23 protein-coding genes and 3 pseudogenes are annotated in these 26445 nt (G+C 43.7%); 22 read left to right on the top strand and 4 right to left on the bottom strand.

Going from position 1 to position 26445, the window contains the following annotated elements:
• The first annotated feature begins 25 nt into the window (after window positions 1-25).
• Window positions 26-499 carry a bacterioferritin gene (bfr, locus tag AC0L6V_RS02625; RefSeq protein ID WP_111606633.1) on the top strand — a complete coding sequence of 158 codons (474 nt, stop codon included), beginning with the start codon at window positions 26-28 and terminating at the stop codon, window positions 497-499.
• 9 nt (window positions 500-508) lie between these two features.
• Window positions 509-973, top strand: coding sequence for a bacterioferritin (gene bfr / locus AC0L6V_RS02630; protein ID WP_265217248.1), 465 nt, complete (start codon window positions 509-511; stop codon window positions 971-973).
• A 34-nt stretch (window positions 974-1007) separates the two neighbouring features.
• Here the strand turns inward: bfr (AC0L6V_RS02630) and AC0L6V_RS02635 are convergent, their stop codons facing one another.
• The 3 genes from AC0L6V_RS02635 to AC0L6V_RS02645 all read right to left on the bottom strand — a co-directional run bounded on the left by AC0L6V_RS02635 (window position 1008) and on the right by AC0L6V_RS02645 (window position 2746).
• Entirely contained in the window at window positions 1008-1202 is a 195-nt protein-coding gene (locus AC0L6V_RS02635) for a (2Fe-2S)-binding protein (RefSeq protein WP_111606635.1), read from the bottom strand.
• Between the two features lie 187 nt (window positions 1203-1389).
• Window positions 1390-2031: a DsbA family oxidoreductase gene (locus tag AC0L6V_RS02640; protein ID WP_265217250.1), complete on the bottom strand. Its 642-nt coding sequence runs from the start codon at window positions 2029-2031 to the stop codon at window positions 1390-1392.
• Window positions 2032-2071: 40 nt separating this feature from the next.
• The gene (locus tag AC0L6V_RS02645; protein WP_265217251.1) at window positions 2072-2746 is read right to left on the bottom strand and encodes a DNA-3-methyladenine glycosylase I; all 675 of its coding nucleotides are present in this window, start codon (window positions 2744-2746) and stop codon (window positions 2072-2074) included.
• Window positions 2747-3172: 426 nt separating this feature from the next.
• Between AC0L6V_RS02645 and AC0L6V_RS02650 the strand changes: the two genes are divergently transcribed.
• The 5 genes from AC0L6V_RS02650 to AC0L6V_RS02670 all read left to right on the top strand — a co-directional run bounded on the left by AC0L6V_RS02650 (window position 3173) and on the right by AC0L6V_RS02670 (window position 7547).
• Window positions 3173-3898 carry a pyridoxine 5'-phosphate synthase gene (locus AC0L6V_RS02650; RefSeq protein WP_418138753.1) on the top strand — a complete coding sequence of 242 codons (726 nt, stop codon included), beginning with the start codon at window positions 3173-3175 and terminating at the stop codon, window positions 3896-3898.
• A 74-nt stretch (window positions 3899-3972) separates the two neighbouring features.
• Window positions 3973-4527: a tRNA-uridine aminocarboxypropyltransferase gene (locus AC0L6V_RS02655; protein ID WP_418138754.1), complete on the top strand. Its 555-nt coding sequence runs from the start codon at window positions 3973-3975 to the stop codon at window positions 4525-4527.
• A gap of 42 nt (window positions 4528-4569) precedes the next feature.
• Window positions 4570-4863 (top strand): DUF1244 domain-containing protein, encoded by a 294-nt coding sequence (locus tag AC0L6V_RS02660; protein WP_418139064.1) that lies wholly within the window; start codon window positions 4570-4572, stop codon window positions 4861-4863.
• A gap of 7 nt (window positions 4864-4870) precedes the next feature.
• A complete protein-coding gene (locus AC0L6V_RS02665) occupies window positions 4871-5560 on the top strand; it encodes a transglutaminase-like cysteine peptidase (RefSeq protein WP_265217254.1) in 690 nt (229 codons plus the stop codon).
• 10 nt (window positions 5561-5570) lie between these two features.
• Window positions 5571-7547 (top strand): EAL domain-containing protein, encoded by a 1977-nt coding sequence (locus AC0L6V_RS02670; RefSeq protein ID WP_418138755.1) that lies wholly within the window; start codon window positions 5571-5573, stop codon window positions 7545-7547.
• 91 nt (window positions 7548-7638) lie between these two features.
• On the opposite strand, the gene AC0L6V_RS02675 is transcribed toward AC0L6V_RS02670, so the two are convergent.
• On the bottom strand, window positions 7639-8004 hold the full coding sequence (locus AC0L6V_RS02675) for a hypothetical protein (protein ID WP_265217257.1): 366 nt from the start codon (window positions 8002-8004) through the stop codon (window positions 7639-7641).
• A gap of 155 nt (window positions 8005-8159) precedes the next feature.
• Between AC0L6V_RS02675 and AC0L6V_RS02680 the strand changes: the two are divergent.
• The 15 genes and pseudogenes from AC0L6V_RS02680 (at window position 8160) to AC0L6V_RS02750 (ending at window position 26438) form a co-directional block, all read left to right on the top strand.
• Window positions 8160-10447 (top strand): annotated as a pseudogene (locus tag AC0L6V_RS02680) (type I secretion system permease/ATPase).
• A gap of 157 nt (window positions 10448-10604) precedes the next feature.
• Window positions 10605-11780 carry an HlyD family type I secretion periplasmic adaptor subunit gene (locus AC0L6V_RS02685; protein WP_265217259.1) on the top strand — a complete coding sequence of 392 codons (1176 nt, stop codon included), beginning with the start codon at window positions 10605-10607 and terminating at the stop codon, window positions 11778-11780.
• A gap of 106 nt (window positions 11781-11886) precedes the next feature.
• Window positions 11887-12522 (top strand): response regulator transcription factor, encoded by a 636-nt coding sequence (locus AC0L6V_RS02690; protein ID WP_418138756.1) that lies wholly within the window; start codon window positions 11887-11889, stop codon window positions 12520-12522.
• Window positions 12523-12761: 239 nt separating this feature from the next.
• Window positions 12762-13367 carry an ANTAR domain-containing response regulator gene (locus AC0L6V_RS02695; protein WP_265217262.1) on the top strand — a complete coding sequence of 202 codons (606 nt, stop codon included), beginning with the start codon at window positions 12762-12764 and terminating at the stop codon, window positions 13365-13367.
• Window positions 13364-13597, top strand: a complete 234-nt coding sequence (locus AC0L6V_RS02700) for an ABC transporter substrate-binding protein (protein ID WP_265217263.1) — start codon at window positions 13364-13366, stop codon at window positions 13595-13597. The genes AC0L6V_RS02695 and AC0L6V_RS02700 overlap by 4 nt, the downstream gene beginning before the upstream one ends.
• Window positions 13569-14555 (top strand): CmpA/NrtA family ABC transporter substrate-binding protein, encoded by a 987-nt coding sequence (locus tag AC0L6V_RS02705; RefSeq protein WP_265217264.1) that lies wholly within the window; start codon window positions 13569-13571, stop codon window positions 14553-14555. The genes AC0L6V_RS02700 and AC0L6V_RS02705 overlap by 29 nt, the downstream gene beginning before the upstream one ends.
• A gap of 428 nt (window positions 14556-14983) precedes the next feature.
• Window positions 14984-16319: pseudogene (locus tag AC0L6V_RS02710) on the top strand (CmpA/NrtA family ABC transporter substrate-binding protein).
• Window positions 16320-16395: 76 nt separating this feature from the next.
• Window positions 16396-17367, top strand: coding sequence for an ABC transporter permease (locus AC0L6V_RS02715; protein ID WP_409419334.1), 972 nt, complete (start codon window positions 16396-16398; stop codon window positions 17365-17367).
• Window positions 17368-17401: 34 nt separating this feature from the next.
• A complete protein-coding gene (locus AC0L6V_RS02720; protein WP_409419335.1) occupies window positions 17402-18250 on the top strand; it encodes an ABC transporter ATP-binding protein in 849 nt (282 codons plus the stop codon).
• On the top strand, window positions 18243-19220 hold the full coding sequence (locus tag AC0L6V_RS02725) for an NAD(P)/FAD-dependent oxidoreductase (RefSeq protein WP_265217266.1): 978 nt from the start codon (window positions 18243-18245) through the stop codon (window positions 19218-19220). Before AC0L6V_RS02720 ends, AC0L6V_RS02725 begins: the two co-directional genes overlap by 8 nt.
• Before the next feature lie 16 nt (window positions 19221-19236).
• Window positions 19237-19485, top strand: coding sequence for a hypothetical protein (locus AC0L6V_RS02730; protein ID WP_265217267.1), 249 nt, complete (start codon window positions 19237-19239; stop codon window positions 19483-19485).
• Window positions 19486-19544: 59 nt separating this feature from the next.
• Window positions 19545-22102: pseudogene (nirB, locus tag AC0L6V_RS02735) on the top strand (nitrite reductase large subunit NirB).
• Window positions 22103-22106: 4 nt separating this feature from the next.
• Window positions 22107-22439, top strand: coding sequence for a nitrite reductase small subunit NirD (gene nirD, locus AC0L6V_RS02740; protein ID WP_265217269.1), 333 nt, complete (start codon window positions 22107-22109; stop codon window positions 22437-22439).
• Window positions 22440-22740: 301 nt separating this feature from the next.
• Window positions 22741-25428, top strand: coding sequence for a nitrate reductase (locus tag AC0L6V_RS02745; protein ID WP_409419337.1), 2688 nt, complete (start codon window positions 22741-22743; stop codon window positions 25426-25428).
• Complete coding sequence (locus tag AC0L6V_RS02750) at window positions 25425-26438, top strand: glycosyl transferase family protein (protein WP_265217270.1); 1014 nt, start codon at window positions 25425-25427, stop codon at window positions 26436-26438. Before AC0L6V_RS02745 ends, AC0L6V_RS02750 begins: the two co-directional genes overlap by 4 nt.
• Window positions 26439-26445 lie beyond the last annotated feature (7 nt).

A 26445-nucleotide genomic window follows, 5' to 3' on the forward strand; every position in this document is an offset into this window, starting at 1 on the left:
TGACTCTCAATAAGAGGAAATGAATATGAAAGGCAGCAAAAAAGTAATAGACAGCTTAAACTCGTTGTTGGCGAATGAGTTAGCGGCAATTGATCAGTATTTTATTCATTCTCGTATGTATGAAGATTGGGGGCTTAATAAGCTTTATGAGCGCCTCAATCATGAAATGGAAGAAGAAACTCAGCATTCGGACTGGCTTATCAAGCGTATCTTGTTTTTGGAAGGTGTGCCTTGTATGACGAAACGCCGTGACTTGCTAATAGGATCAGATGTTCGCTCCATGATGAGTAACGATTTAACTCTTGAGCTAGAAGTGGTTAGCAGCGTGAGAGACGCCATTGCGGTGTGTGAGTCAGAAGGGGATTACCAAACGCGTGAGACGCTTGAGCGTTTGTTATTTGATACGGAAGAAGACCATGTTTATTGGTTAGAAAAACAGCTTGGCCTGATGGAAAAAATTGGCATGCAAAATTATTATCAATCTCAAATGGCAAATTAAGGGGGCGTTATGAAAGGAGATCGTGAAGTCATTTTGAGTTTAAATAAAGTATTGGCCAATGAATTGGTGGGTATTAACCAATATTTTCTTCATGCTCGAATGTTTAAGGACTTTGGTTTTAGCGCACTGGACAAAGCTGACTATAAAACGTCTATTCAGAAAATGAAAAACGCGGACCGTTTGATCGAGCGCGTGCTTTTTTTGGAAGGCTTGCCGAACCTGCAAGATCTTGGTCGTTTGCGTATTGGTGAAAACAGTGAAGAGATGATCTCTGCAAACCTAGAGTTTGAACTGGATACCTTGCCAACTCTAAAATCAGCCATTGATTTGTGCGAGCAAAAGAAAGATTTTATTAGTCGTGACGCTCTGGAGAAAATCCTAGAAGAGCAAGAGGAACAGATTGATTGGCTTGAAACTCAGCAACATTTAATTGCTAGTTCTGGAATTGAAAATTACCTTCAATCACAAATGTAATCACTCCGTTATTGCTAGCGTGCAATGACGGATTTTAAGCAACCTGAACTTGAGTTTCTGCTATTTTAAGAAGCTCATTGTTCAGTAGCTTTTTAGCACACTGACAGCATTTTCCACATTGGCTACCAATGCTATGTTCTTGATAAAGTTCACGCATGGTGGTCGCCCCCTCTTGGATGGACGCTTTGATAGCTTTGTCTGATACCTGATTGCAAATACAAACGTACATAAATGAAAATCACTCTCACCAATATTCTAGTCATGCGATTCTATTTTTAATGCTAATGATTATCAATAGGTAATAATTTATCTGTTTGCTTGGTTTGATAGTTTTTTTGTTGCTTTCTGTAGGGGATAACCAATCAGATCAGATAATAGGTTGGATCTGATTGGTTATAAGTGAAGAGTTGGATGGATCAGTGTTGCTTTTCGGCGATATCAGTCAGCACCTTCAGGAAGGACTCTGGATCATGCGCGCCTTGAACCATGTATTTATCATTAATGACATAAGTAGGCACCGAGTTAATCTCTAGGCTACGTAAATGCTGTAGTTTTTTCTGTGTGAGTGCCTTGGCTTCGTCACTAAGGGCGTATTCGAAGTCAGAGGTTTTCATGCCGATGCTTAAGGCAACGTCCTCAAGAATACTTTGATTCCCTATGTCTTTTCCATCGGTAAAATAGGCGTGAAACAAGGCTAATACAAAGGGCGTGGCTAGGTTTGATTTTGTCGCTGCTAGTACAAATTGATGAGCAAGCTTGGTGTTTGGGATGCGGTCTTTTTCTGAAAAATTGAACTGTATACCTGCTTCAATACCTACCTGTTGAATGGCATGCGTGGCTTCATTGAGCTTTTCTGGGCTGCCAAACCGCTTGCTTAAATAGCTTTCTCGGTCAGCGCCTTTTAGTGGCATATCTGGATGCAGTTCAAAAGGTTGCCAACGAATGTCGATGCGATAATCATCCCCCAACTGTTCAATGGCTTGTTTAAGGCGAGAGTAGCCTAAATAGCACCAAGGGCAAACAACATCTGAAATAATGTCGATACGCAGATCGGCCATGTGTTCTCCTAAAGAATAAAGTACTGAGTTTATAAAGTATTTAATTGACGCTTAATGCAATGCACTGGCTGATTTCGGTATAAGAGCGCCCGCTTTCTTGATGCCAATGATTAAACGCAGCCTGTGCTGCTTTCCACGCGGACTGAGTGTCCCTTCCCGTGCTAATGATCTCATGCTGACGCAAATAGCCTTCTACGTCTCTGGTGAGCATGAAGGTGTCTTTGCCCATGGTTCTTAATGTGTAGGGGCCAGTGTTGCCACCAAGACGAGCACCATGCTTCTTTAAGTAGGCCCAGAGACCAATAATGTCGTCATTCGGCCAGTTAGCAACAAAGTTAGAGAATGTTCCATGGCTGGCTTGGCATTCACTAATCATCAAGGCGTTTTCTCTAATCGTCATCACCTTGCCAAAATTACGAATGATGCGTATGTCTTTGGCTTTTTCTTCCCACATTTCATCGTGAATGAGTAACATTTTTTCAATGTCAAAACCGAAAAATACCGTTTCAAAACCAGGCCATTTGTTGCGCACTACTTGCCAATTAATGCCAGATTGAAAGACTTTTTGAGAAAAAGCCGCCAGCCATCTATCATCCGTGTGTTGATTAAGCTGTGCTGCGCTTAGCGGAGTCGAAAGCATGGTTTCTAGGTGTTTTGTTCCACCATGTCGAAGGGCGGCTCTGTCATAAATAGATTGAAAGAGTTCGTATTTCATCTTGGACTCCTATTTTGTGGCGGCCAGTTTACCATAAGCTTTGCTCTAGGGAAGGTGCGAATAAGTCTACTAAGCCTCAGTCTTTCAGAGAAATCGTCAAATAAGGCGCGACTCTGAAGGAATGTAGTTACCTTTCAAAGAGTCGCAACGACATGTGGCCTGTTATTTTTAATAGTAAGCTCTGAAAGACCCGCAGGGCATGACCTAAAAGCCTGTATTCTTTGTTGAGCACCTCGAAAATAGAACCACTATTCACATTCGCTACTCGCCTCGAATAACAGGCTTTTATCCACATGCTGAGACAAGAGGACTTGTTCGCACCTTCCCTAGATAATGACTGAGCGAATAACTTGTTTGGTATTTTAGTGATGGACGCTATGTGTTTGTCCTATAATGCCAATAAATGCCCCTGTCGAGAGAAGTTGAATGACACACTTAAGCGTTAACCTGAATAAAATTGGCTTACTTCGAAATTCTCGTGGAAGAGATTATCCAAATTTAATTGCTATGGCGGAGCGTACGTTACAGCTTGGTGTGTTTGGTATTACCATCCACCCTAGACCTGATCAGCGTCATGCGACTTATCAAGATGCTTATGATTTGAAAGAATTATTGAAGCGTTTTCCTAAGGCTGAATTGAATATTGAAGGTTTTCCTGATGCGCAATTTTTAGATGTTGTATTAGAAGTGGAACCAGATCAATGTACTTTAGTGCCTGATGATCCAAATCAGCTAACATCGGATCATGGTTGGAATATTGCTCGTGATCAAGATGCACTACGTCCCGTTATTGCTAAACTGAAAGCAAAGGGTATCCGTGTGGTTTTATTCATGGATCCAGTACCAGAAAACATGGTGTTAGCGAAAGAGGTTGGTGCTGATCGAGTAGAGCTTTATACAGAAGCGTACGCCAATGCGTTTGGCAAAGACGGTTTTGATGAAGTACTTGAAACGTATCAGCAAGCTGCTCAAGCCGCTTTAGATGCCGGTTTAGAAGTGAATGCGGGACATGACTTAGATTTGCAAAACGTTCAGGCTTTGTGTGAGCTTGGGAGAATCATGGAAGTCTCCATTGGCCATGCATTGACCGTTGAGGCGTTGGATCTGGGGTGGAATAATGTGGTAAAAGCGTATTTAGAAAAACTGGCTTGAGAAAGCAATGGCGGGACCTGAAACTTGAGTATGCAAAATGCAAAAAGAGTACATTGTAAGCGGTGTGATTTTTAGTGAGTCAGTGTATTTGCCAGTGGATCCCAGAGCTTACTACACGACTACAAATATTGATTTTGCAAGACCCTAAAGAAGCACAACACGCTAAAAACACCGTGTCATTACTGTCTTTGGGATTGCCGTCAGTGGAATGTATTTCGACAGCAAACCAAGATAGGTTAAAAAGTGTTTTGGCGCACAAAGATCCAGCTAAATGGCGTTTAGTGTTTCCGGTAGAAGGCGCTGTTTTTATCGAATCGTTAGGAACAGACTCAGTGGCTGAGATTGATGGACTCATTTTGCTTGATGCAACATGGCGAAAGGCGAAGAAGTTGTATTTCACCGAGTCCTTATTGCATGCCTTTGGTGCCGTATGTTTTTTACAACCGCCTATAGGGCAATACACTATTCGCAAGTCACCTAATATTCAGTCGTTGTCGACCCTAGAAGCATGCGCTTATGCCATAGAGCAAATAGCAGGTGAAAATATGCAGCCGCTAAGGGCGTTTATGGTTGCCGCGCAAGAATGGCAGTGGCGTCAGCAACCGTTGACGCATCGACACCTTGATTAATCGTGAATGTCTTATAAAGCAGTAGAGAAATTTGAAATTATGATGAGCAAACAAACTGAAATTGAAGCCGCTGTATTGCGTCGCCTTTTGAAACACCTTGACGATAATAAGTCCGTGCAAAATATTGATCTGATGAACTTAGCGGGATTCTGTCGTAATTGTTTGAGTAAATGGTATATGGCTGAGGCAGAACAGCAAGGCGTTAAAGTAAATTACGATGAGGCGCGCGAATTTGTTTATGGCGAAGCCTACGACACTTGGAAAGCCAAGTATCAGCCTGAAGCTACGGCAGAGCAGTTGGCTACTTTTAATGCAAAGTCTAAGACTGGCCAGTAGGATTATAGTGAAAAAACGGATTACTTCGTTTTTTTCTATTCTTGAAACACACAAACGTATGGCTTGTGTGTTTCTTGTTGTTTTGTGTATTCCACATTGGTGGCTTTATGCAGAGGTGTCAGATAAATATCAAAAATTGGCAAAACAGGCTGGAAGTGTTTACGGGAGTGATGCCGAAAAGCGTATTCTTGCTTGGCGAAGACTGATTAATGACGCTAAGTCCTTATCTATCACCGATCAGCTTGCTCAAGTTAATGATTTTTTTAATCAAATGGACTTTGTGGACGATATTACCTTGTGGGGTAAAGAAGATTATTGGGCGACTCCTATTGAATTTTTAGGGATGCGTGCCGGCGATTGTGAGGACTTCACAATTGCTAAATATTTTACTCTCAGAGAGCTTGGGGTGCCAGACGAAAAGCTTCGTTTAGTTTATGTCAAGGCGCTTACTTTGAACCAGCACCATATGGTGTTGGCGTATTATCATAAACCGACTTCTGTTCCTGTGTTGCTGGATAACCTTGATAAAGAATTAAAGCCTGCGTCAAAACGTAATGATCTTCTTCCTATATATTCATTTAATGCTGAGAATTTATGGTTGTCGAAAGAGAAAGGGCGTGGTGTGCTAGTAGGAGGCTCATCACGATTGAGCTTGTGGACAGATTTAAATAATCGTTTTAATACGATGACAAATTAGGAGAACGTGGATGACGCTGTTCCGCCAATTAATAATGACGATCGTTGCCATATTCTCATTGATGCTGGCTGTTGTCATGGGCATCAACTTTAATACGACTAAAGGCTATCTAATCAGTCAGTTGCAATCGACAACACAAGATTCTGCTACGTCTTTAAGCATGTCCGTGTCTGATTTTATGGCTCTGGAAGATTACGCGTCCGTGCAAAGCAGCGTGAATGCGGTGTTTGATAGTGGCTATTTTTCGGAGGTGCGAATTCATGTTTACGATACTGATGAAAACATAGTGCGATCTAATGAAACCAAAATTGATGGTGTCCCTGCTTGGTTTATTCAGCTCATTGATTTTAAAGTGCCAGTTGCTCGTGCGGTTATTTCGAATGGGTGGAGTGAGCTAGGGCAAGTCTATGTTACCGGTAGTGCTGGTTATGGTTATTATCAATTGTGGCTTGCGTCCCGTGATTTACTGCTTTCTTTTTTGGTGATTGGCACCATAACGCTGATATTAGGCGGGATCGCATTGCGTTATTTATTTCAGCCGTTAGTCGAGCTTGAAAAACAAGCGGAAGCTATACAGCAGCGTCGCTTTATAAAAATGATTAAAGTGCCTAAGACGCGGGAATTAAGATCCGTTGTTTTATCGATGAACCGCATGGCTGAGAAGCTAGAAAAAGAGTTTGCCTCAGAAGTTGAAACAGCACAGTGGCTTCAGGCGAAAGCGTTTAAAGATCCGGTAAGTGGATTAGGAAATCGTCATTTTTTTGAGAGTCAGATCAAATCTCATTTTACCGAAGTGGAGCGTGGTGTTGATGGCTTAGTGCTGATTAGTTTGGCGGATTTGGCGAAACTTAATAATGAGCGTGGTTATGAATCCGCGGATATGTTTATTCAGTCAGCGGCGGATATTTTGTCCAAAAAGGTAGCGACGCTTTCTTCTTTTGCCACGTTAGCGCGTTTGTCCGGTGCCGACTTTGTTATATTGATTCCGAATATAGATCACAGTCAATTACGACAAGTGGTCGATGGCATTATGCTAGAGCTGATGGAGTTGAATACCGCGAGTATCAGTTATTCTGTTGCGGTGGCAAATATTGGTGCTGTGACGATTGATGGGTCTGTTGAACGTTCAAGTGCCATGTCTCAGGCGGATGCAGCATTGCGAGAAGCCAAGCGGGAAGGGATAAATACCAGTAAAGTGTTTGATCTTAATATGGGTCAAAGTATGGCGATAAACAGAAGCTCTTGGAAAGGAATACTGGAAATTGCTATTCAAAATCGTTCTTTTAAGCTGAAAAAACAGAAAATAACCACATTAGATGAATCATCAATCACGCTTCATGAAGAAGTTTTTATGGGACTCGAGCATGGCGGTAAAGAGTATCATGCTGGTTATTTTATTGGTTTAGCTGAGCAGTTTGATTTGGCCAGTCAGATTGACCAAGTCATTATTGAGCGGGTGATTGAGTTTATTAAAACAAGGAGTGTAACTACGCCCTTGACCGTGAATTTGTCCGCGTCTTCTTACGCTAAGCCTGACTTTATTGAGTGGCTTGATAAAACACTAAGCCAACTTCCTGTTGATGTGAAAAGAAAGCTTATGTTTGAAATCTCAGAGCAAAGCGTTTTGGTTGAAGAAGAGCAAGCCAGCGCCTTAATTCGAATGTTGAAAAAACAAGGTGTGAAATTTGGTATTGATAATGTGGGTAAGCAATTTTCTGCATTCCAATATCTACAAACACTTATGCCGGATTATGTCAAAGTGGATTCATCCTATACCCGTATGGCGGCAGGAAAAGAGTCTGAATCCTTTTTCATGCACACCCTTTGTAAGATGTTTAACAGTTTAAATATTGAAGTGATTGCGACTGGTGTGGAAAGCGAGAAACAACTGACGGCATTGAAGCGTTTTGATGTCACGGGTGGACAAGGCTTTTTAATCGGGCGAAGTCCCAAGAAATGTAAAGCGGAGTTATTGGGCTTTGATTGACGTGTTGAGAGGTTAATAATGAAAGTAAGACAAGCGGAGCTGTTGAATGATTCGTCAATCCCTCAACATTGTGGCCTGTCTTATTTGTGTATTAAATTAATATGTCATCGCCGCCTTCGTTGATGTTGTCTACCATTAAGCTATCGTCATGGTGGTTGTGTACGCCACGCACCCACTTTCTGCTTAATAGCTTTTTCTGAGCGGCGATAGGGAGTTCGGTAAATTGTATTAATCGTTTCTCTGTCAAAAGATCGATTAAATCTTCTAAAATACGCATCATGTCGCTGTCTGAACTGGCTAATATTTCTTGAGTGCTGGTATCAGATGTGGCGAATTTTTTTTCCAATATGCTAGCGACGGTCGGCTCATTCGGTGCAACTAACAGTTTATACTCCTCTGATTGGGAGGTAGCCACATCGATGATTTCGCCATTAGCGTTGACTTTTGCGTATAGCATATTGATTTCCTTGTATGTTTCAATTTGTAGCTAGGTGATTTGTTCACTTCCCATATTACTGAATAAACACTATTCTAGGCCAGAGCAAATGTGCTTCGGTTTGTAAACTAGGTTTTCGCACTTTTTACATGAATACCCGTAGGAGAATATAGAGTATGTCTGACTCTGGTCGTTCAGAACAGAACTCTTCGTCACCTTTAGAAAATGATTCTTATGAAGAAAATGACGTCATAAACGAGTCCGGCGAGGGAAGAGCAGAAACATTAAGTGGCGAGGATGCCAAATCAAGTGAGCGTATATGGAATACCCACGATGCCACTCTGGAGTACCCTAATCCGCTTTTAGACTGCTTAGTGTTATTAAGTAAATACTTTCATAATCCGTACACTGCTGATGGTATTGCTGCGGGCTTACCCCTGACTGACAATGACATGACACCGGCACTGTTTCAGCGTGCGGCTCAGCGTATTGGTATCAGCTCACGCTTTGTTAAACGGCCTTTAAAGAAAATTCCGGATATGGTGTTACCTGCTGTGCTTTTGTTGAAAGATAAGCAGGCCTGCATATTACTTGAGGTCGATAAGACACAAGGGATGGCGAAAGTATTGCGACCAGAATCAGGTGAAGGAGAAATTACTTTGCCTTTTCAGACGCTTGAGGAATCGTCTACTGGGTACTGCTTTTTTGTTCGTCCTCTTTATCAGTTTGATAAACGTTCCGAAAAAAGTGATGAAGCCGAACATAAAAAAGGGCATTGGTTTTGGGGTACAATTGCAGGGTCTTGGCGAATATACCGAGATGTATTCATTGCGTCATTACTGATTAATATTTTTGCGGTTGCGAGTCCGTTGTTTGTTATGAACGTGTATGACCGAGTGGTGCCAAATAATGCGTTTGACACACTTTGGGTCCTAGCAATCGGTGCCGCTGTCGTCTATTTATTCGACTTTCTATTGCGTACATTGCGAGCTTATTTTATTGATATAGCAGGAAAAAAATCCGATATCTTGATTTCTGCGGCCATTTTTTCAAAGGTCAATAATATTACCATGGCGTCTAGACCAAAGTCTGTCGGGGCGTTCGCGAAAAATCTGCAGGAATTTGAGAGCATTCGAGATTTTATTACTTCGGCTTCCATTACCACACTCGTTGACATCCCTTTTATGTTTTTGATCATCGGGGTGATTTGGTTGATTGGTGGCCCTGTAGGCTACATTCCTATCATCACCATTTTTTTGATACTGCTTTATAGCGTGATTATTCAGATACCATTACGTCGTTCTATTGAAGAAAGTCAAAAAACCGCCTCGCAAAAAAACGCGGTGTTGATTGAAAGTCTCTATAACGCAGAAAGTGTGAAACTGAATAACGCAGAAGGCGTATTGCAGAAACAGTGGGAAAATGCCGTAGGTAATATCGCGGATTGGGGGTGAAAACACGACAGTTATCACAATCCTCTTCTTCTTTTGCGATGGTGGCTCAGCAATTAACGACGGTGATTATTGTTATCGTCGGCGTTTACCAAATATCGGAAGGCCTAATGAGTATGGGGGCTTTGGTGGCCGCCGTGATGCTAACGGGTCGAGCACTTGGTCCTATGGGGCAAGTGGCGACTCTAGCGACTCGTTACAACCAAGCCAAGTCGGCTTTTACGTCTTTGAATGAAATCATGTCTTCTCCGGTAGAAAAACCAGACAATGTGAAGTTTGTTCATCGTCCAGTATTTAAGGGCGAGTTCCAGTTTGAAGCGGTGAGTTTTGCGTATCCAGAGCAAGAGCAAGCCGCAGTAAGCGCTATTAATATTAATATTAAGCAAGGTGAAAAAGTCGCGATTATCGGTCGTATTGGTTCGGGTAAATCGACGCTTGGTAAGTTAATGACAGGGCTTTACACCCCAGATAGTGGTGCAATAAGAATCGATGGTGTGGATTTACGACAGGTGAATCCCACTGATTTACGTCGCAACATTGGTGCCGTTTCTCAAGATGTCAATTTGTTCTATGGATCCATTAAAGACAATATTGTGATGGGTGTTCCCTATATGGATGACAGTGCCATTATCCGTGCTGCAGATTTATCTGGTGTGTCAGAGTTTGCCAATCGTAAACCAAGTGGCTTAGACAGTATCGTTGGCGAACGGGGCATGTCCTTGTCCGGTGGTCAACGTCAAAGTATTGCGATTGCAAGAGCTTTATTATTTGATCCGCCGATCCTTATCTTAGATGAGCCAACCGCTTCCATGGACAATACGACGGAGTCTAGGATGAAGCGACGTTTAATGGAGGGAGTAAAAGATAAGACACTTATCTTAATCACACACAAGGCCTCTATGCTAGACATGGTTGATCGTATTATCGTAATGGATAATGGTCGCTTAATTGCTGATGGTCCAAAAGCACAAGTGCATGAAGCGCTTCGTCAAGGCAAGTTGAAGGTCAGTTAATGATGAGTAGTAAAAAGTCGATATCCCAACAGGACTTAGAGTATTTGACGGATCGTAATGCCGCCCTGATGTTGAAAGCCCCAAGGGGGGAGAATCATTCTTTGGGTAATCTTTATTTTCGTCACAGTGGCGTTAATTTGGGACTCACTATACTTCGTTGGATGAAGTAACCGTCGGAGAGGGTAAGGTGATTCCGTCTAGCCAAGTCCAGCAGATTCAAAACCTTGAAGGGGGCATTTTAAAAGAAATAAACGCACAGGTTGGTCAAGTCGTCGATAGTGGTCAAATTTTAATGACGATTGAAAACACCGAAGCCTTATCTTCTTTACGAGAGCAACAGGCAGAGTTTGTTAATTTACAAGCTCGTGCGATCCGTCTGCAAGCCGAATCCTATGGTCTCGAACCTGTGTTTGATGCCAATTTTCGCCAAGATTCGCCTTCAGTTGTGCAACGAGAATTGGATTTATATCGTAACCGCTTGGACTCGTTGCGTACTAACCAAGTGAGCTTTCAGCAACAAATAGAGCAAAAGAAACAAGAAATTGTTGAGCTTCAGGCAAAGCTGGAGAATTTGAAGCAGAGTTATGCCTTTTCAAAAGAAGAATTGACCTTGACGCGCCCCGCGTTTGAGCAGGGCGCTGTGTCTCGGGTAGAGCTATTGCAACTTGAGCGACAAGTGAATCAGCTTAAAGGTGACTTAGATGCTACCCAGTTAGCTATTCCACGGGCCAATTCAGCGTTAAAAGAAGCACAAAGTAAGCTACAAGAAAGTGAGGCAACATTTCGTGCTGATGCCCAAGAAGAGCTGACTAGTGTACGTAGTAAGTTAGATCAGTTAAGAGAAGCCAGTGTGTCACTCGAAGATAAAGTCTCAAGAACACAGGTGCGTTCGCCCGTAAAAGGTATCGTGAAGCAGCTGCAGATTAATACGGTCGGTGGTGTCATTAAGCCAGGTATGAATTTAATGGAAATCGTACCAATAGAGGATTCTCTATTAATTGAAGCGAAAGTACGTCCAGAAAACATTGGTTTTATACAGCCAGGCTTTAATGCGATAGTGAAGCTGTCTGCTTACGATTTTGCTATTTTTGGTGGTTTGCCAGGTGTAGTGGAAAATATCAGTGCAGATACCATTTTGGATGAAGAAGGCAACAGCTTTTATTTGGTGCGAGTAAAAACAGATAAAAATCATTTAGGCACAGAGGTATCACCATTACCTATTATTCCGGGTATGCAGGCAACAGTTGACATTATCACTGGGAAGAAAACCTTATTGGATTATTTGCTGAAACCTATCTTGAAAGCAAAGCAAAATGCACTTCGTGAGCGCTAATTACAAAAATTTCTTTAGGCAAGGCAACTGGTTAACAAATGTTAACAATCCATTCTTATTTGCTGGTTAGAATAATAAAATTGCACTTGATGGGACGAGGCTTATTTTGAAAATTTTGTGTTGGAATACAGACGAAGCCGTATGGAAACATTGGTGTCAGGTTGTAACTGCTGATACACAATTAGTTCGAGTTGAAAACCGAACTGAAGTATATGATTTGCTAACACAAGCATCCTCGGATTTTCGTTATTGTTTTGTTTACTTGGAAGATCAAACATTTTCGCAGCAGGTCGAAGATGTCGTTGCGTTACGATCAGCTTTTCCCAAACAAAAAGTCATAGTGTTTCCTAATCAAGCAAGTCAATCTGCGGCTTTGAGATTGTTCTCAGTCGGTGTGAGCGGTCAGTGCGCTCCTTACATAGGGAAAGAACAATTGTCTTTGGTGTTGTCAGTTGTGGACTCCGGTGAAATTTGGGGGGGCAAAGCGTTCATTCAGCAACTTATTATGCAATCAGCCGCAACAGCCACCTCTTATGACCGTGAATTAGAAGACTTGTCTGAACGCGAATTGGATGTTGCTCAGTTTATTGCAAAGGGCTTATCGAATAAACAAATTGCCCTTGAAATGAACATAACAGAGCGAACGGTAAAAGCGCACTTGACGTCTATTTTCAAAAAAACCAACACCAAAGATAGATTGGCATTAGCGTTATTAGCACAGGCTCGTCATTCCGTGCTGTAATTTAGATCTGGTTTAATCTTTTTGCCCATTTTTGGGTCGCTGTTAATCTTTGAGTGCTTCGCATACCCCGCATAAGGCCCTGATATAGGGTCTTTTTTGTTTTATTGGGTGAGTGAAGCGTGTTTCTAAATGGCGCATATCTTGCATCCTATTTGGGCATAACTTTTCGAGACCATTGTGTAACGACAAGACCTATGATGTCGTGAAAAGGTTTCTTTACGCTTTGAAGAGAATGCCTCATGCCTTCACCCCCAAAAAAAGAGCTTACCGTGATGCTGGTTGACAATGAGCCAGCGCGTGCTGCTATTGTAGAGCAAGCCATGATTGATAGTGGTTATCGTGTTATCAGGCGATTGGAAAATGCGAAGCATTTAACCGAGGCCGTAACGGAATTCCAACCTGATATGGTCATTATTGATATTGAATCTCCAGACCGCGATATGTTGGAAAATATGTCTCGGCTTACCAAAGATAACCCTCGTCCCATTGTGATGTTTGCTGAAGAAGACGACTCAAGGCATGTGGAAGCCGCGATTCGTGCGGGAGTCAGTGCTTATGTAGTAGATGGTGTGAACAGTGGTAGCGTAAAAGCTTTATTGCAAGTTGCCATTGCGCGATTCCGCGAATTTCAGGCGTTAAGGTCTGAATTGGAATCGGTCAAAAGCCAGCTCGAAGATCGTAAGTTGATTGAGAAAGCAAAAGGATTAATCATGAAACATCAGCAATGTGATGAGCCTGCCGCCTATAAGGCACTCCGAAAACTTGCGATGGATCGTAGCCAGCGAATGACCGATGTCGCACGCAATATCATATCGGTAATGGAATTGATGGGAGGTTCAAAATGAGTCACGTGGAGACTAATATCATTCAAAACGCAGCGCCTGTGCGCATTGGTTTTATTCCATTAATTGATTGTGCGCCTTTTGTTATCGCCCATGAAAAAGGTTTCTTTCTGGATGAAGGTGTGAACGTTGAGTTATCGAAAGAAGCATCTTGGGCCAGTATTCGTGACAAGGTCGCTTTTAATTTATTAGATGGGGACTCATATGTTGGCGTCCATGCCGATTGCGGCTAGTTTGGGTGTTGGCAGTATAAAAGCAGCCATGCAGACAAGTTTTACAGTCAGTCATAATGGTAATGGCATCACCATTGGCAATGCTTTATATGAACAATTACAGAGTGTTGCAAACTCGTCTATAGACATCCGTACAGGCGTGGCTTTAAAAAGGTTGATCGACAGTCGTTCTCCTGAACTGGCGCCACTGCGTTTTGCTATTGTGTATCCTTATTCGTCTCACAATTATCAATTACGGGATTGGTTGAGTCGGGCCGGCATCGACTCTGATAAAGACGTTCAAATTATTGTGGTTCCTCCTGTAAAAATGCTCGACAGTTTAAAACTAGGGGGAATTGATGGGTATTGTGTTGGAGAGCCATGGAACAGTTTGGCGGTTGAACAGGGCGTAGGCCATATGCTGGTGACAGGTTATGAAATATGGGGTAGTACACCTGAAAAAGTATTTGGCGTGAACTCGTCTTGGGCGGAGCAAAATCAAGCAACCTACCTTGCTATCATTCGTGCATTAGAAAAAGCCTGCTTGTGGGTGGATGAAGCGAACAACCAGTCTGAACTGTTAAACATATTAAGTCATCCGGATTACCTTAATTGTACGGTTGAGCAATTAGTCTATGGCTTTAGTGCCATTAAGCCCAAAGGCCAGTTTGATTGGCCGATGAAAGCCTATCAGCGTTTTTCTGGCCCTAATATTAACAAGCCCTTACCAAGTTACGCCCTGTGGATTATGGGGCAAATGCATCGCTGGCAGCAATTAGGTGATATTAAGTCACTGAATGATGTGGCGGAGCAAGTATATCGTCAGGACCTTTATTACCAAGCTTTGGGGCTGCCTCAAGAAAAAGGCAATACAGATTGGCATCTGTCTATTGAAGATGAGTCTACTTGGCTGGATTCTGTCGCGTCGGGAAAGATTCGTTTGCATCCAGATGGGATTTTAAGTGGATTTGACAAGTAGTTTGAGTAAAGTGTTACGTGTCTTCTTTTAGTGCACTCTGCATGATGATTGGGCGAGTAGATGCGTTTTATATACAGAGTTATTTCATTTAGAGGCTAGGAATTAAGTTAAAAAACTTGTAAATCATAAGGTTAGTTTTATTGGCACAGTGTGTGCTGTATAAAATACATGGAAACATAGAGTTTTTAAAAAACTGGTGAAATTGGCAACGTTGGTTAATTGTCACCCACATTATTGATTATCCAATGTTGGATTTTCTTTGAATGGCAAAGGCGCCTGTGAACACACTTTTTGTGATTCGCATGCGCCTTTTTTGTTTTTGTACTTTTTAATCCCTTAAGCGGAGCGCGTTTATGAACCTAAGATTTTTGAAAACGGTAATTCCTTTGCCAACATTCGTCAATGTCACTCAAAAAGTCAGTCTTTCTATGTTGGTGGGCTCTGCACTGTTGTCAGGAGTGGCTCATGCTGAACTAGGTTACGCAGAAAAAGAAGAGCCTCAAATTTGGTTTTATTAAATTGACGGACATGGCGCCATTGGCCATTGCCTATGAGAAAGGCTATTTCGAAGACGAAGGCTTGTACGTCACCTTAGAAGCACAAGCAAACTGGAAAGTTTTACTGGATCGAGTGATTGACGGTCAGCTAGACGGCGCACATATGTTAGCGGGTCAGCCACTTGGTGCGACCATCGGATACGGCACGAAAGCTCACATTGTGACGGCTTTCAGTATGGATTTGAATGGTAACGGTATTACGGTATCAAATGAGGTATGGGATGAGATGAAAAAAAACATCCCTAACGGCCCCGATGGCAAGCCTGTTCATCCAATCAGCGCGAGTGCCTTGAAACCTGTGATTGATGGTTATAAAGCTCAAGGCAAGCCATTCAAAATGGGCATGGTATTCCCTGTGTCTACTCATAATTACGAATTGCGTTATTGGCTTGCTGCTGGTGGCATTCATCCTGGCTATTACGCACCAGCGCGAGGGGATACCAGTGGTCAAATTAATGCTGATGCTTTGTTGTCGGTGACACCGCCACCACAGATGCCTGCCACCATGGAAGCGGGAACCATTTCGGGGTACTGCGTTGGCGAACCTTGGAACCAACAAGCTGTGTTTAAAGGGATTGGTGTGCCTGTCATTACGGATTATGAAATCTGGAAAAATAACCCTGAGAAAGTATTTGGCGTGAGTAGTGATTGGGCTGAAAAATACCCTAATACTCATATCCGTGTCGTAAAAGCCATGATTCGTGCCGCGAAATGGTTAGATGAAAACAACAACGCCAATCGTCCTGAAGCGGTAAAAATACTCTCACGCAGTCAGTATGTTGGCGCGGATTATGATGTCATTGCCAACAGTATGACGGGAACATTTGAGTACGAGAAAGGCGACAAACGCGAGATACCTGATTTCAACGTTTTCTTCCGACATCACGCAACGTACCCCTATTACAGCGATGCGATTTGGTATCTCACGCAAATGCGTCGTTGGGGGCAAATTGCCGAACCAAAATCTGATGAGTGGTTTATGAAAACGGCGAAAGAGGTTTATCGCCCAGACATTTATGCACAAGCCGCCAAAGCTTTGATTGAGGATGGAGTGATGATGGCCTCTGAATTTCCTGATTTTGATAAAGAAGATGGATTCAAGCCACCACAAAGTGACTTTATTGATGGCGTGACGTATGACGGCAAACACCCTAATGATTATTTGAAAAGCTTCAAAATCGGCTTAAAAGGCGACGACCAAATCTAAACCCAATAGGGTAAAGCGGCCGCAGATGTGGTCGCTTTATTCGTATGGGTCTTGAGTTAAATGGAGTGAGAAACAGATGATGATATCCAGCGTAACTATGGCTTCTTTAAAGGACAAAATCAGCGCCTTTTCCTTGAAAGGAATCTTGCTGCCGGTCTTTGGCATTCTAGTGTTCATCTTATTGTGGCAGGTGGGAGCGAGTCGTGTTCATACTTCTTTAGGGGAATTTCCTGGCCCTGTCGTGGTATATGAACAATGGAATAGTCTCGTCGCTGAGCATCAGAGAGAGCGTGTAAAAGAAGAAAAATTTTATGAGCGCCAAGAAGAGCGTATCGCCGAGCGCCAAGCCAAAGACCCAAGCTACGTGGGTACTTTGAGAGATTATACCGGCAAGCCTACTTTTTTCGATCAGATATTTACTAGTCTATATACCGTATTAGCAGGTTTTGGTTTAGCGAGTCTGATTGCGATTCCGTTAGGCATTTTAATCGGCCTTAATCGCGCCGTTTATAGTGCATTAAATCCAGTGATTCAAGTATTTAAGCCGGTTTCTCCATTGGCTTGGTTGCCCTTAGTTACCATGGTGGTGAGTGCCAGTTATGTGTCTGATGATCCCATGTTTTCTAAGTCGTTTTTAACTTCTATGTTTACTGTCACCTTGTGTTGTATGTGGCCGACCTTGATTAACACGGCAGTGGGTGTGGCAGCTGTGGAAAAAGATCTGCTGAATGTGTCAAAAGTATTGCGTTTGGGCTGGATGACACATGTGATGAAAATCGTCATTCCGTCGGCTATTCCTCTGATGTTTACCGGTCTGCGCTTGTCGCTTGGCATTGCTTGGATGGTGTTGATCGCAGCGGAAATGTTGGCGCAAAACCCAGGACTCGGGAAGTTTGTCTGGGATGAATTTCAAAACGGTAGTTCGAACTCATTGGGTCGAATCATGGTGGCAGTATTGATGATTGGCTTCATCGGCTATTTGCTAGACAGAGTCATGTTGACGATTCAGCGTTTTGTTTCTTGGGATAAAACTCAGATATTGCGTTAAGTAGATTTTTATTAGAAACAGATTGGAGAGAAACATGGCAACACATTTAGATATTAGTCACATTTCGATTGAGTTCCCTACGCCAAAAGGGCCGTTTAAAGCGCTGGATAATGTCAGTTTAAAAATCGAGAAAGGCGAGTTTGTCTCTCTGATCGGGCATTCAGGTTGTGGTAAATCGACGGTTCTTAATATAGTCGCTGGATTATACGATGTGACGGAAGGTGGAATTTTACTGGATGGCCGAGAGGTAAAAGGACCGGGGCCTGAGCGCGCGGTGGTATTTCAAAATCATTCATTGTTGCCCTGGTTAACCTCTTACCAAAATGTGGAATTAGCGGTAAAGCAAGTATTTCGTAAAACAAAATCAAAGAAAGAAATGCATGACTGGATTATGCATAACCTCGAATTGGTGCATATGACTCACGCAGCGGACAAACGACCAGATGAAATTTCAGGTGGTATGAAGCAGCGGGTGGGGATTGCCCGAGCCTTGGCGATGGAGCCTAGTGTTTTACTGATGGATGAACCTTTCGGCGCATTGGATGCTTTGACTCGGGCACACCTCCAAGATTCGTTGATGGAGATTCAAAAAGACTTAAATAATACCGTGATTATGATTACTCACGATGTAGACGAAGCTGTGCTGCTATCGGATCGTATTGTGATGATGACCAATGGCCCAGCGGCAACTGTAGGTGAAATTCTTCATGTTGACCTTGAACGTCCCCGTGATCGATTGGCCTTGGCGAATGACCCAAGATACGTAGATTATCGAACTCAAGTGTTGACCTTTTTGTATGAGAAACAACGCAAAGTAGAGCCGATTCAAGCAGCCGCTAAGAGCAAAAAAATGACCGCTAATGCCAAGGTTGCCAATGCGTAATCTTATAAGCCAGAAAGATAAGTGCCGCCTCGTTATCGTCGGTGCTGGCATGGCGGGCAGTAAATTGGCGCAGGATTTATGCCATGCGTATGGGAACATTTATCAGATTATTTTGATCGGAGAAGAGTCTAACGTTGGCTATAACCGAATCATGTTGTCTTCGTTATTGGCGAACGATATTTCTCATGCTGATATGCCATTAGTTGATACGCAGAAAATGCAAAAAGATGGTGTTGAGATTATCTCAAATGATCCTGTGGCAAGTCTAAATTTAGAAGCGAAAAGCCTGAATTTATCCAGCGGGGAAAGAATAGCGTATGACCAATTAGTTTTGGCAACAGGGTCTAGAGCCAGTGTATTGCCTATTAAAGGAATGTCTGCCTCAAATGTGATGGGGTTTCGTACGCTTGATGATGTGGAAGTTATGACTCAGCTAGAAGGTAGTCACTCCATTTGTGTTATTGGCGGTGGCTTACTTGGGTTAGAGGCGGCAGTGGGGTTGGTGAAGCGTGGGCACAAGGTTGTGGTCTTTCATCGCTCAAATTGGTTGTTAAATCGACAGTTGGACGAGGAATCAGCCGGGCTTTTGCTAAATAGGCTTGAACAAATGGGGGTTGAGTTTCGTCTGGAGGAATCTCCCAGAGAATGTCTACAAGCAGCCGATGGTCGTGTTTCTCATATTGTCTGTGAAAATGGCGAGTTGTTAGCGGTGAGTTTAGTTGTTATGGCGGCTGGTATTACGCCGGAAATCACGCTGGCAAAGCAGGCGGGATTAGACATTAACCGAGCGATTGTGGTCGATCAACACATGCAAACCTCTCATCCTGATGTCTATGCGCTAGGGGAGTGCTGCGAATTTGACCAGCAGACCTTTGGCTTAGTTGCGCCAATCTGGACACAAATTAACGTTTTGATGAAGGTGTTAGTTGGGGAGGAGTCTGCGTTTGCGATAGAAGCCCACCCCGACTAAGTTGAAAGTATCAGGCGTGAATCTTTTTTCCGTAGGCAGGATTCAGCCTTCAAAAGAAGACAGCTGCATCTTTTTTAAAGATGTTAGCGCAAATCATTATCGCAAGCTGGTGGTCAACGACGGCTTACTGGTTGGTGTAATTCTTTATGGCAACGTCGCCGATGGCAGCTGGTATTTCCAGCTAATTCAAAATAAGACCAATGTCTCTGACATGCTGGATTTACTGGTATTTGGTGAAGCGTACTGCTGTTCACAAGTGGCCTAAATCAAGGTGTTTTAGACGTTGCTAGCCGTTAGGCAAACTAATATTGCAAGGGGAACACAATGACTTCTACAGTGTCTTTTCTGACCACAAAACCTCATCTCGTTGTTATTGGCAATGGCATGGTCGGTCACCATTTTGTGGAACAAATGATCGAGCAAGGTGGGCATGACGTTTTTCAAATAACCGTGTTTGGTGAAGAGCCATATTTAGCCTACGACCGTGTGCATCTCAGTGAATATTTCACTGGTAAGGGCGCGGCTGATTTAGCCATGACAGATGGCACTTTATACTACGAACACGGTGTGCGTTATTTTACCAATAGCTTGGTGATCGCTATTGACCGCGATGCTCGTCAATTAACATTGCAAGATGGTGAATCTTTGTCTTATGACAAACTGGTTCTGGCGACCGGATCTTATCCTTTTGTTCCACCTATTCCAGGTCATAAACGTGATAACACCTTTGTTTATCGTACTCTTGATGATCTTGACGCGATTAGAGCTTGTGCGAAACAAGTAACAAGAGGCACGGTTGTCGGTGGTGGTTTACTTGGGTTGGAGGCAGCTAATGCGCTGAAAAATCTTGGTTTGGAAACCAGTGTTGTGGAATTTGCACCACGGTTAATGCCGGTCCAGCTTGATGAAAAGGGCGGTGCAGTTCTAAAAGAAATGATAGAAGGCTTAGATGTGAAGGTTTACACTGACACGGCGACCAAAGAAATAATTGATGGTGAGAATGCTTTCCATCGCATGAACTTTGCTGATGGCTCTCATCTAGAAACCGACCTGATTTTATTCTCTGCGGGGATTCGACCACAAGATGCTTTGGCGCATCAATCTGGTTTGGCGGTGGGTGAGCGTGGCGGTATCTGTGTGAACAATCATTGCCAAACCAGTGATGAAGACATTTATGCTATTGGTGAATGTGCGCTTTGGAATAATCGTATCTTTGGCTTGGTGGCACCGGGTTACGCCATGGCGAAATCCGCAGCGGGCCATTTATTGGGGAATGCTGCGGTTACCTTCACGGGTGCGGACATGAGTACCAAATTGAAGCTGTTAGGCTGTGATGTAGGTTCGATTGGTGATGCCCACGCTCAATCTCAAGGCTGTAAAGTCTTTGTTTATCAAGATGAAATTGGCCAAATGTATCGGAAAATGGTGGTCTCTGAAGACGGCAAGAAGCTATTGGGCGCGGTTTTGGTGGGAGATAATCATTATTACGATACCTTGCTGCAATACTATCTCAATGCCATTGATTTACCTGAACAAGCTCAAGCGCTTATTTTACCTGCGATGGATGGTGTATCCGTTGGTTTAGGTGTATATGCCTTACCTGCGACGGCATCGATTTGTAGTTGTCATAATGTCTCTAAGCAAGATATTAGCGACGCGGTGTGTAATGGAGCCTTATCCGTTGGTGATGTGAAAGGCGTCACCAAAGCCGCGACAGGGTGCGGCGGTTGTGCGGCGTTATTGAAAAAAGTCGTTGATAATGAGTTGCTGGCCTTAGGGGTGGAAGTCAGTACAGACATTTGTGAGCATTTTGCTTATACCCGCCAAGATTTATACAACCTTATTAAAGTGGGTGAGATCAGAACCTTTAGCGAGCTTATTAAGAAGCATGGTAAAGGTCATGGTTGTGAGATTTGCAAACCCGCGGTTGGGTCAATTTTAGCCAGTGTCTGGAATGACTATGTGTTGAAAAAAGAACACATTAGCCTCCAAGATACTAACGACCGTTTCCTTGCCAACATGCAAAAAGACGGAACTTATTCCATCGTGCCGCGAATTCCCGGTGGGGAAATAACGCCTGATAGATTGATTGTTTTGGGGCAAGTGGCAAAAGAATACGGTTTATATACCAAAGTAACAGGTGGTCAGCGGATTGATCTATTTGGTGCGACCTTGTCGCAATTGCCCGAAATTTGGGAAAAGTTAATCGCTGCTGGATTTGAAACAGGCCAAGCCTATGGGAAATCTTTGCGTACCGTGAAATCCTGTGTCGGGAGTACTTGGTGTCGCTATGGTGTAAATGACAGCATGAAAATGGCGATTGATTTAGAGAATCGTTACAAGGGATTGCGCTCGCCTCATAAGATTAAGTTTGCGGTATCTGGCTGTACGCGAGAGTGTGCTGAGGCGCAGAGCAAAGACATCGGCGTGATCGCAACGGAAGGGGTTGGAACTTATATGTGTGCGGCAATGGAGGGATGAAACCACGCCACGGTGATTTGTTTGCCAAAGACCTAGACGATGAAACCTTAGTTAAATATATCGATCGCGTGCTCATGTTTTACACGAAAACCGCTGATCGTTTACAGCGAACTTCTGTGTGGATGGAAAGTTTAGATGGAGGATTGGAATATCTAAAAGATGTCGTGATACACGATAAGCTGGGACTGTGTGCCGAGCTGGAGGCGCGGATGCAACATGTCGTAGATACTTTCCAATGCGAATGGAAAACAACGTTGCAAGATCCAGAGGCCCTAAAAACATTTCGCCAGTTTGTGAATTATGAGGGAAGTGATAGCAATGTGGTATTTGTTGAAGAGCGTAACCAGATGCGCCCAGCAACGGAATCAGAAAAACAGCAATTAATTGCTAAGGTGGGCTAATACAATGACGACCCCATGGAAATTGATTTGTAAGCAAGAAGATTTGGTGGAAGGTGCTGGAGTAGCGGCTATGGTCAGTGGTGAACAAGTGGCCCTCTTTTACGTTCCAGAATCAGAGCAAAAAGTATTTGCTATTAGTAATTGGGATCCGATAGGCAAGGCGAATGTGTTGTCGCGTGGTTTGATCGCTCATCTACAGGAGCAATGGGTGGTGGCAAGTCCTTTGTACAAACAACATTTTGTACTGTCATCAGGCCAATGTCTTGAAGAGGATATCAAGATCCCTCATTGGGATGCAAAGTTAGAAGGTGGGGAAGTGTTCGTCGCGAGTTATTGATAACAGTACCAAAAGAGTGCTTGTGCACTATTTAGGAGCCTTATTGACGCTGTAGCGACTGCATACTGTTCGGAAAATTAACCACTCATCCATAATGTGTAAGGAGTAGTGTGATTTTTTGATGCTTTTAAAACTTGGCTTATTTATTGCTTTATTAATATTACTGATGCACCGTAAACCGACGATGGCTTACTCATAAAGCATTCAGATATTACAAAAGGCAACGAGGCCCAATCACTTTTTTAAAAAGTGATTGGGCTTTTTTTTGCTCAAAAAGCGTGACAAAGAGTGAAGAGGGTCTATGCCAGTAGCAAATAGAACAGCAACGAGTGTGAAAACGACCTGTCCATATTGTGGTGTTGGCTGTGGTGTCAATTTAATCGACGCGCAATCAGAAAATGTAAGAATGCCATCAGTTTCCGGTGATATGGATCATCCTGCTAATTTTGGTCGTTTGTGTGTGAAGGGCAGCAGTCTTGCGCAAACTATTCGATCAGACGACCGTTTATTAACGCCTGTGGTGGATGGTCAGCCAGTCACTTGGCAATCAGCCATTGATACTGTGAGCGCAAAAATTGCTCAAGTTGTCAAAGACCATGGACCTGATGCCTTTGCGTTTTATCTTTCAGGTCAAATTCTCACGGAAGATTATTATGTAGCCAATAAGCTTGCCAAAGGCTTTATCGGGACGGCAAATGTCGATACCAATTCTCGTTTATGTATGGCGTCTGCCGTCGTTGGCTATAAACGTGCTTTTGGTTCAGACACTGTGCCTTGTAACTACGAGGATTTAGAGCGGTGCGACCTATTGATCATGGTGGGGTCAAACGCTGCGTGGACACATCCTATTTTGTATCAGCGAATCGTGGCGGCAAAACAGCAGCGACCACACATGAAAGTTGTGGTGATTGATCCGCGTGAAACCGCTACTTGCGATATTGCGGATTTACATTTGGCCATTAAGCCCGGTAGTGATGCGGCGATATTTTCTTTTTTACTACACGACTCCGTATTAGCAAAAAGCCTTGATAGTAATTTTATCGCTAATCATACCAATGGGTTTGAGGTTGCTTTAGCGCAAGCAACGGCATCGACTCCAAGCTTGTCTTTCACGGCAGGTTTTTGTGGGGTTGATGAGCAAGCGTTAGCGTGTTTCGTCCGTTGGTGGCATGACACCCCGAGGACCATCACCTTTTACTCTCAAGGCGTGAATCAGTCATCGTCGGGCGTGGACAAATGCAACGCGATTATCAATTGTCATTTAGCCACTGGTCGTATTGGCAAAGAAGGTGCTGGGCCTTTTTCTATTACCGGACAGCCTAATGCTATGGGGGGGCGAGAAGTGGGTGGTTTGGCGAATCAGTTGGCAGCTCATATGGATTTTGCCACACCGAGCGCCCAAGATTTGGTACAGCGCTTCTGGCAAGCGCCCAATATGGCGACAGAGAATGGTTTAAAAGCCGTCGACTTATTTCAGGCCATGGAAGAAGGTAAGGTGAAAGTGGTGTGGATTATGTCGACCAATCCCATGGTAAGTTTGCCTGACACGGCTCAAGTTCGACGTGCATTGGAAAAATGTGAGTTGGTGATTGTCAGTGACTGTAAAGCCCATACCGACACAACCGCCATGGCTGATGTTCTATTGCCTGCGACGGGTTGGAGTGAAAAAGACGGTACAGTGACCAATTCGGAGAGACGTATATCGCGTCAGCGTGGTTTGTTGCCTGCTCCAGGTGACGCTAGGCATGATTGGTGGGCAATCTGTGAAGTGGCAAAAAGTTTGGGCTTTGCTGCAGCCTTTTCTTATCAACATGCTCATGAGATCTTTGCTGAGCATGCCGCGTTATCGGCATTTGAAAATAATGGCAAACGGGATTTCGATATTGGGCATTTTAGCCAGATGACCAAGATGGAATACGATGCGCTGACTCCGGTGCAATGGCCGGTTCCAAAAGGTCGCCCTGAAGGCACCAAGCGAATGTTTGAAGATAGACGGTTTTTTACCCCCGACGGCCGAGCAAGGTTTATTGCAATTACACCAAGCTTGCCAAAGGCCCAAGCTTCACAAGAATGGCCGTTTACCTTGAATACCGGGCGTGTGCGCGATCAGTGGCATACCATGACGAGAACGGGGGATGCCGCGTCACTGGCTAAACATACCGCGCAACCTTATGTAGAGATTCATCCCAAAGATGCGCAACACCTTGGTATCAAAGATAAAACTTTGGTGCGTATAACCTCTGCCAATGGTGAGGTGTTATTAAAAGCCAAATGGAGCCGAGCTGTTGCGCCTGGAAATGTGTTTGTTCCCATTCACTGGACGCAACAATTTGCCAACGTCTCTGTGGTATCTAATCTGATACCACAAATTGTTGATCCGTTATCTGGTCAGCCTGAATCGAAACATGCTCAAGTAAGGCTCGAAGCGGTTACGAACGTGTGTTACGGCATGGTGGTTTCTGTAGAGTCTTTGATCTTATCGGATTGCCTATATTGGTGCCATGTCCCCTCGGAGCAAGGCTTTCATTATGAAGTCGTATGGCCTGCCGGACAAACCCATGAGACGCTGAAACAAGGTTATCAAGATGACGCTGAGTCAGTGGAGTGGTTGGAATATTTAAACCCTGTCACTCAGCAGATTCGACTGGCGAAGCTGGTGGATCAAAAATTGAATTTACTGATGTACCTGCATTCACAACCTGAGTCCATTGTTGCAGATTGGTTGATTTCGACATTGACTATTGATACTGCGCTGTCAGCACAAGAGCGTTTGGCTATGTTGGTGGGTATGCCTGCCAATATCGAAGAAAAAGGAGAAATCGTTTGCTCCTGTTATCAGGTGGGCACTAAGCAGATTGAGAAGGCGGTTTCTAACGGCGTTGATTCGGTTGAAGGATTGGGTTCCACATTAAGATGTGGCACGAATTGCGGTTCTTGTTTGCCGGAGTTAAAACGCTTTTTCTCTGTTAGGCTGGAGGTGTCTGTATGAGTAGTACGATCCGAAGTAATGATTTTACGCAATACGTTAAAATATTGGGTCGTGGCAAGAAAGGCGCGCGCAGTTTAACGGTTGATGAAGCTGAGCATGCTATGGGCTTGATGTTGTCTGGTCAGGTCGCACCAGAGCAATCAGGGGCTTTTTGGATGTTGATTCGAATCAGAGAGGAGACAGTAGACGAAACGGTTGGTTTTACCAAAGCCACTAGGCGGTATTTATCTCAAAAAAAGCCATTATCTATTAAGGTTGACCTAGACTGGCCTGCCTACGCTGGTAAACGAAATGAATTACCTTGGTTTTTGCTCGCTGCTGTGGCTTTAGCGAATATCGGAACGAAAATTGTCATGCATGGACATACCTTTGAAGGGGAAAATCGTCTGTACGTGGAGGAGGTGATTGAGCAATTGGGGTTGCAGGTCTGTCAGTCAAGAGAGCAGTTAAGCCAAATGCTTGAGACACGGTGTTTTGCTTATATGCCATTGGGTAAAGTGGATGAAACGTTGGCTAGTATGATGGATCTCAAATACGTATTGGGATTGCGTTCGCCCGTTAATACTGTAGTCCGTATGATGAATCCATTTTTTGCCGCTCATAGTGTGCATGGTGTTTTTCATCGCGGTTATGATGAGCTGCATCTTTCTGCCTGCGAACAGTTAGGAGATGCATCCGTCTTGGTTTTTAGAGGAGGGAATGGGGAAGCAGAGGTCAATCCTGAGCGAGATGTGACGCTAGGCAAATGGCAGCAAGGGATGGCGAGTTGGTCGAATTGGCCCAAAGCAGAACAAGAGCATAAACGCCTAAAAGACAATGTAGATTTGTCTCGATTAACCGATCATTGGCGTGGTGATCAGTTGGACCCATTCGGACAACAAGCGGTAAGGCAAACCATTGCGTCGGTGGCTGGACTTCTTTATGGTGTGACTTCTCATGAAGAGTGTCTCGTTTTAGCAGACAGTATTTGGTTAAAACGTGACAAAGCGTACTTTGATTCTCAGATATAAAAGAAGG

This window comes from Marinomonas sp. G8-14, assembly GCF_055808935.1.

Coding starts and splice junctions, on each gene's coding strand:
- AC0L6V_RS02705 (WP_265217264.1), top strand. CDS start 13,569: ATGTTGGCGTCCATGCCGATTGCGGCTAGTTTGGGTGTTGGCAGTATA.
- AC0L6V_RS02670 (WP_418138755.1), top strand. CDS start 5,571: ATGACGCTGTTCCGCCAATTAATAATGACGATCGTTGCCATATTCTCA.
- bfr (WP_111606633.1), top strand. CDS start 26: ATGAAAGGCAGCAAAAAAGTAATAGACAGCTTAAACTCGTTGTTGGCG.
- AC0L6V_RS02640 (WP_265217250.1), bottom strand. CDS start 2,031: ATGGCCGATCTGCGTATCGACATTATTTCAGATGTTGTTTGCCCTTGG.
- AC0L6V_RS02700 (WP_265217263.1), top strand. CDS start 13,364: ATGAGTCACGTGGAGACTAATATCATTCAAAACGCAGCGCCTGTGCGC.
- AC0L6V_RS02720 (WP_409419335.1), top strand. CDS start 17,402: ATGGCAACACATTTAGATATTAGTCACATTTCGATTGAGTTCCCTACG.
- AC0L6V_RS02745 (WP_409419337.1), top strand. CDS start 22,741: ATGCCAGTAGCAAATAGAACAGCAACGAGTGTGAAAACGACCTGTCCA.
- AC0L6V_RS02645 (WP_265217251.1), bottom strand. CDS start 2,746: ATGAAATACGAACTCTTTCAATCTATTTATGACAGAGCCGCCCTTCGA.
- AC0L6V_RS02635 (WP_111606635.1), bottom strand. CDS start 1,202: ATGTACGTTTGTATTTGCAATCAGGTATCAGACAAAGCTATCAAAGCG.
- AC0L6V_RS02725 (WP_265217266.1), top strand. CDS start 18,243: ATGCGTAATCTTATAAGCCAGAAAGATAAGTGCCGCCTCGTTATCGTC.
- AC0L6V_RS02660 (WP_418139064.1), top strand. CDS start 4,570: ATGAGCAAACAAACTGAAATTGAAGCCGCTGTATTGCGTCGCCTTTTG.
- AC0L6V_RS02675 (WP_265217257.1), bottom strand. CDS start 8,004: ATGCTATACGCAAAAGTCAACGCTAATGGCGAAATCATCGATGTGGCT.
- AC0L6V_RS02650 (WP_418138753.1), top strand. CDS start 3,173: ATGACACACTTAAGCGTTAACCTGAATAAAATTGGCTTACTTCGAAAT.
- AC0L6V_RS02715 (WP_409419334.1), top strand. CDS start 16,396: ATGATGATATCCAGCGTAACTATGGCTTCTTTAAAGGACAAAATCAGC.
- AC0L6V_RS02750 (WP_265217270.1), top strand. CDS start 25,425: ATGAGTAGTACGATCCGAAGTAATGATTTTACGCAATACGTTAAAATA.
- nirD (WP_265217269.1), top strand. CDS start 22,107: ATGACGACCCCATGGAAATTGATTTGTAAGCAAGAAGATTTGGTGGAA.
- AC0L6V_RS02695 (WP_265217262.1), top strand. CDS start 12,762: ATGCCTTCACCCCCAAAAAAAGAGCTTACCGTGATGCTGGTTGACAAT.
- bfr (WP_265217248.1), top strand. CDS start 509: ATGAAAGGAGATCGTGAAGTCATTTTGAGTTTAAATAAAGTATTGGCC.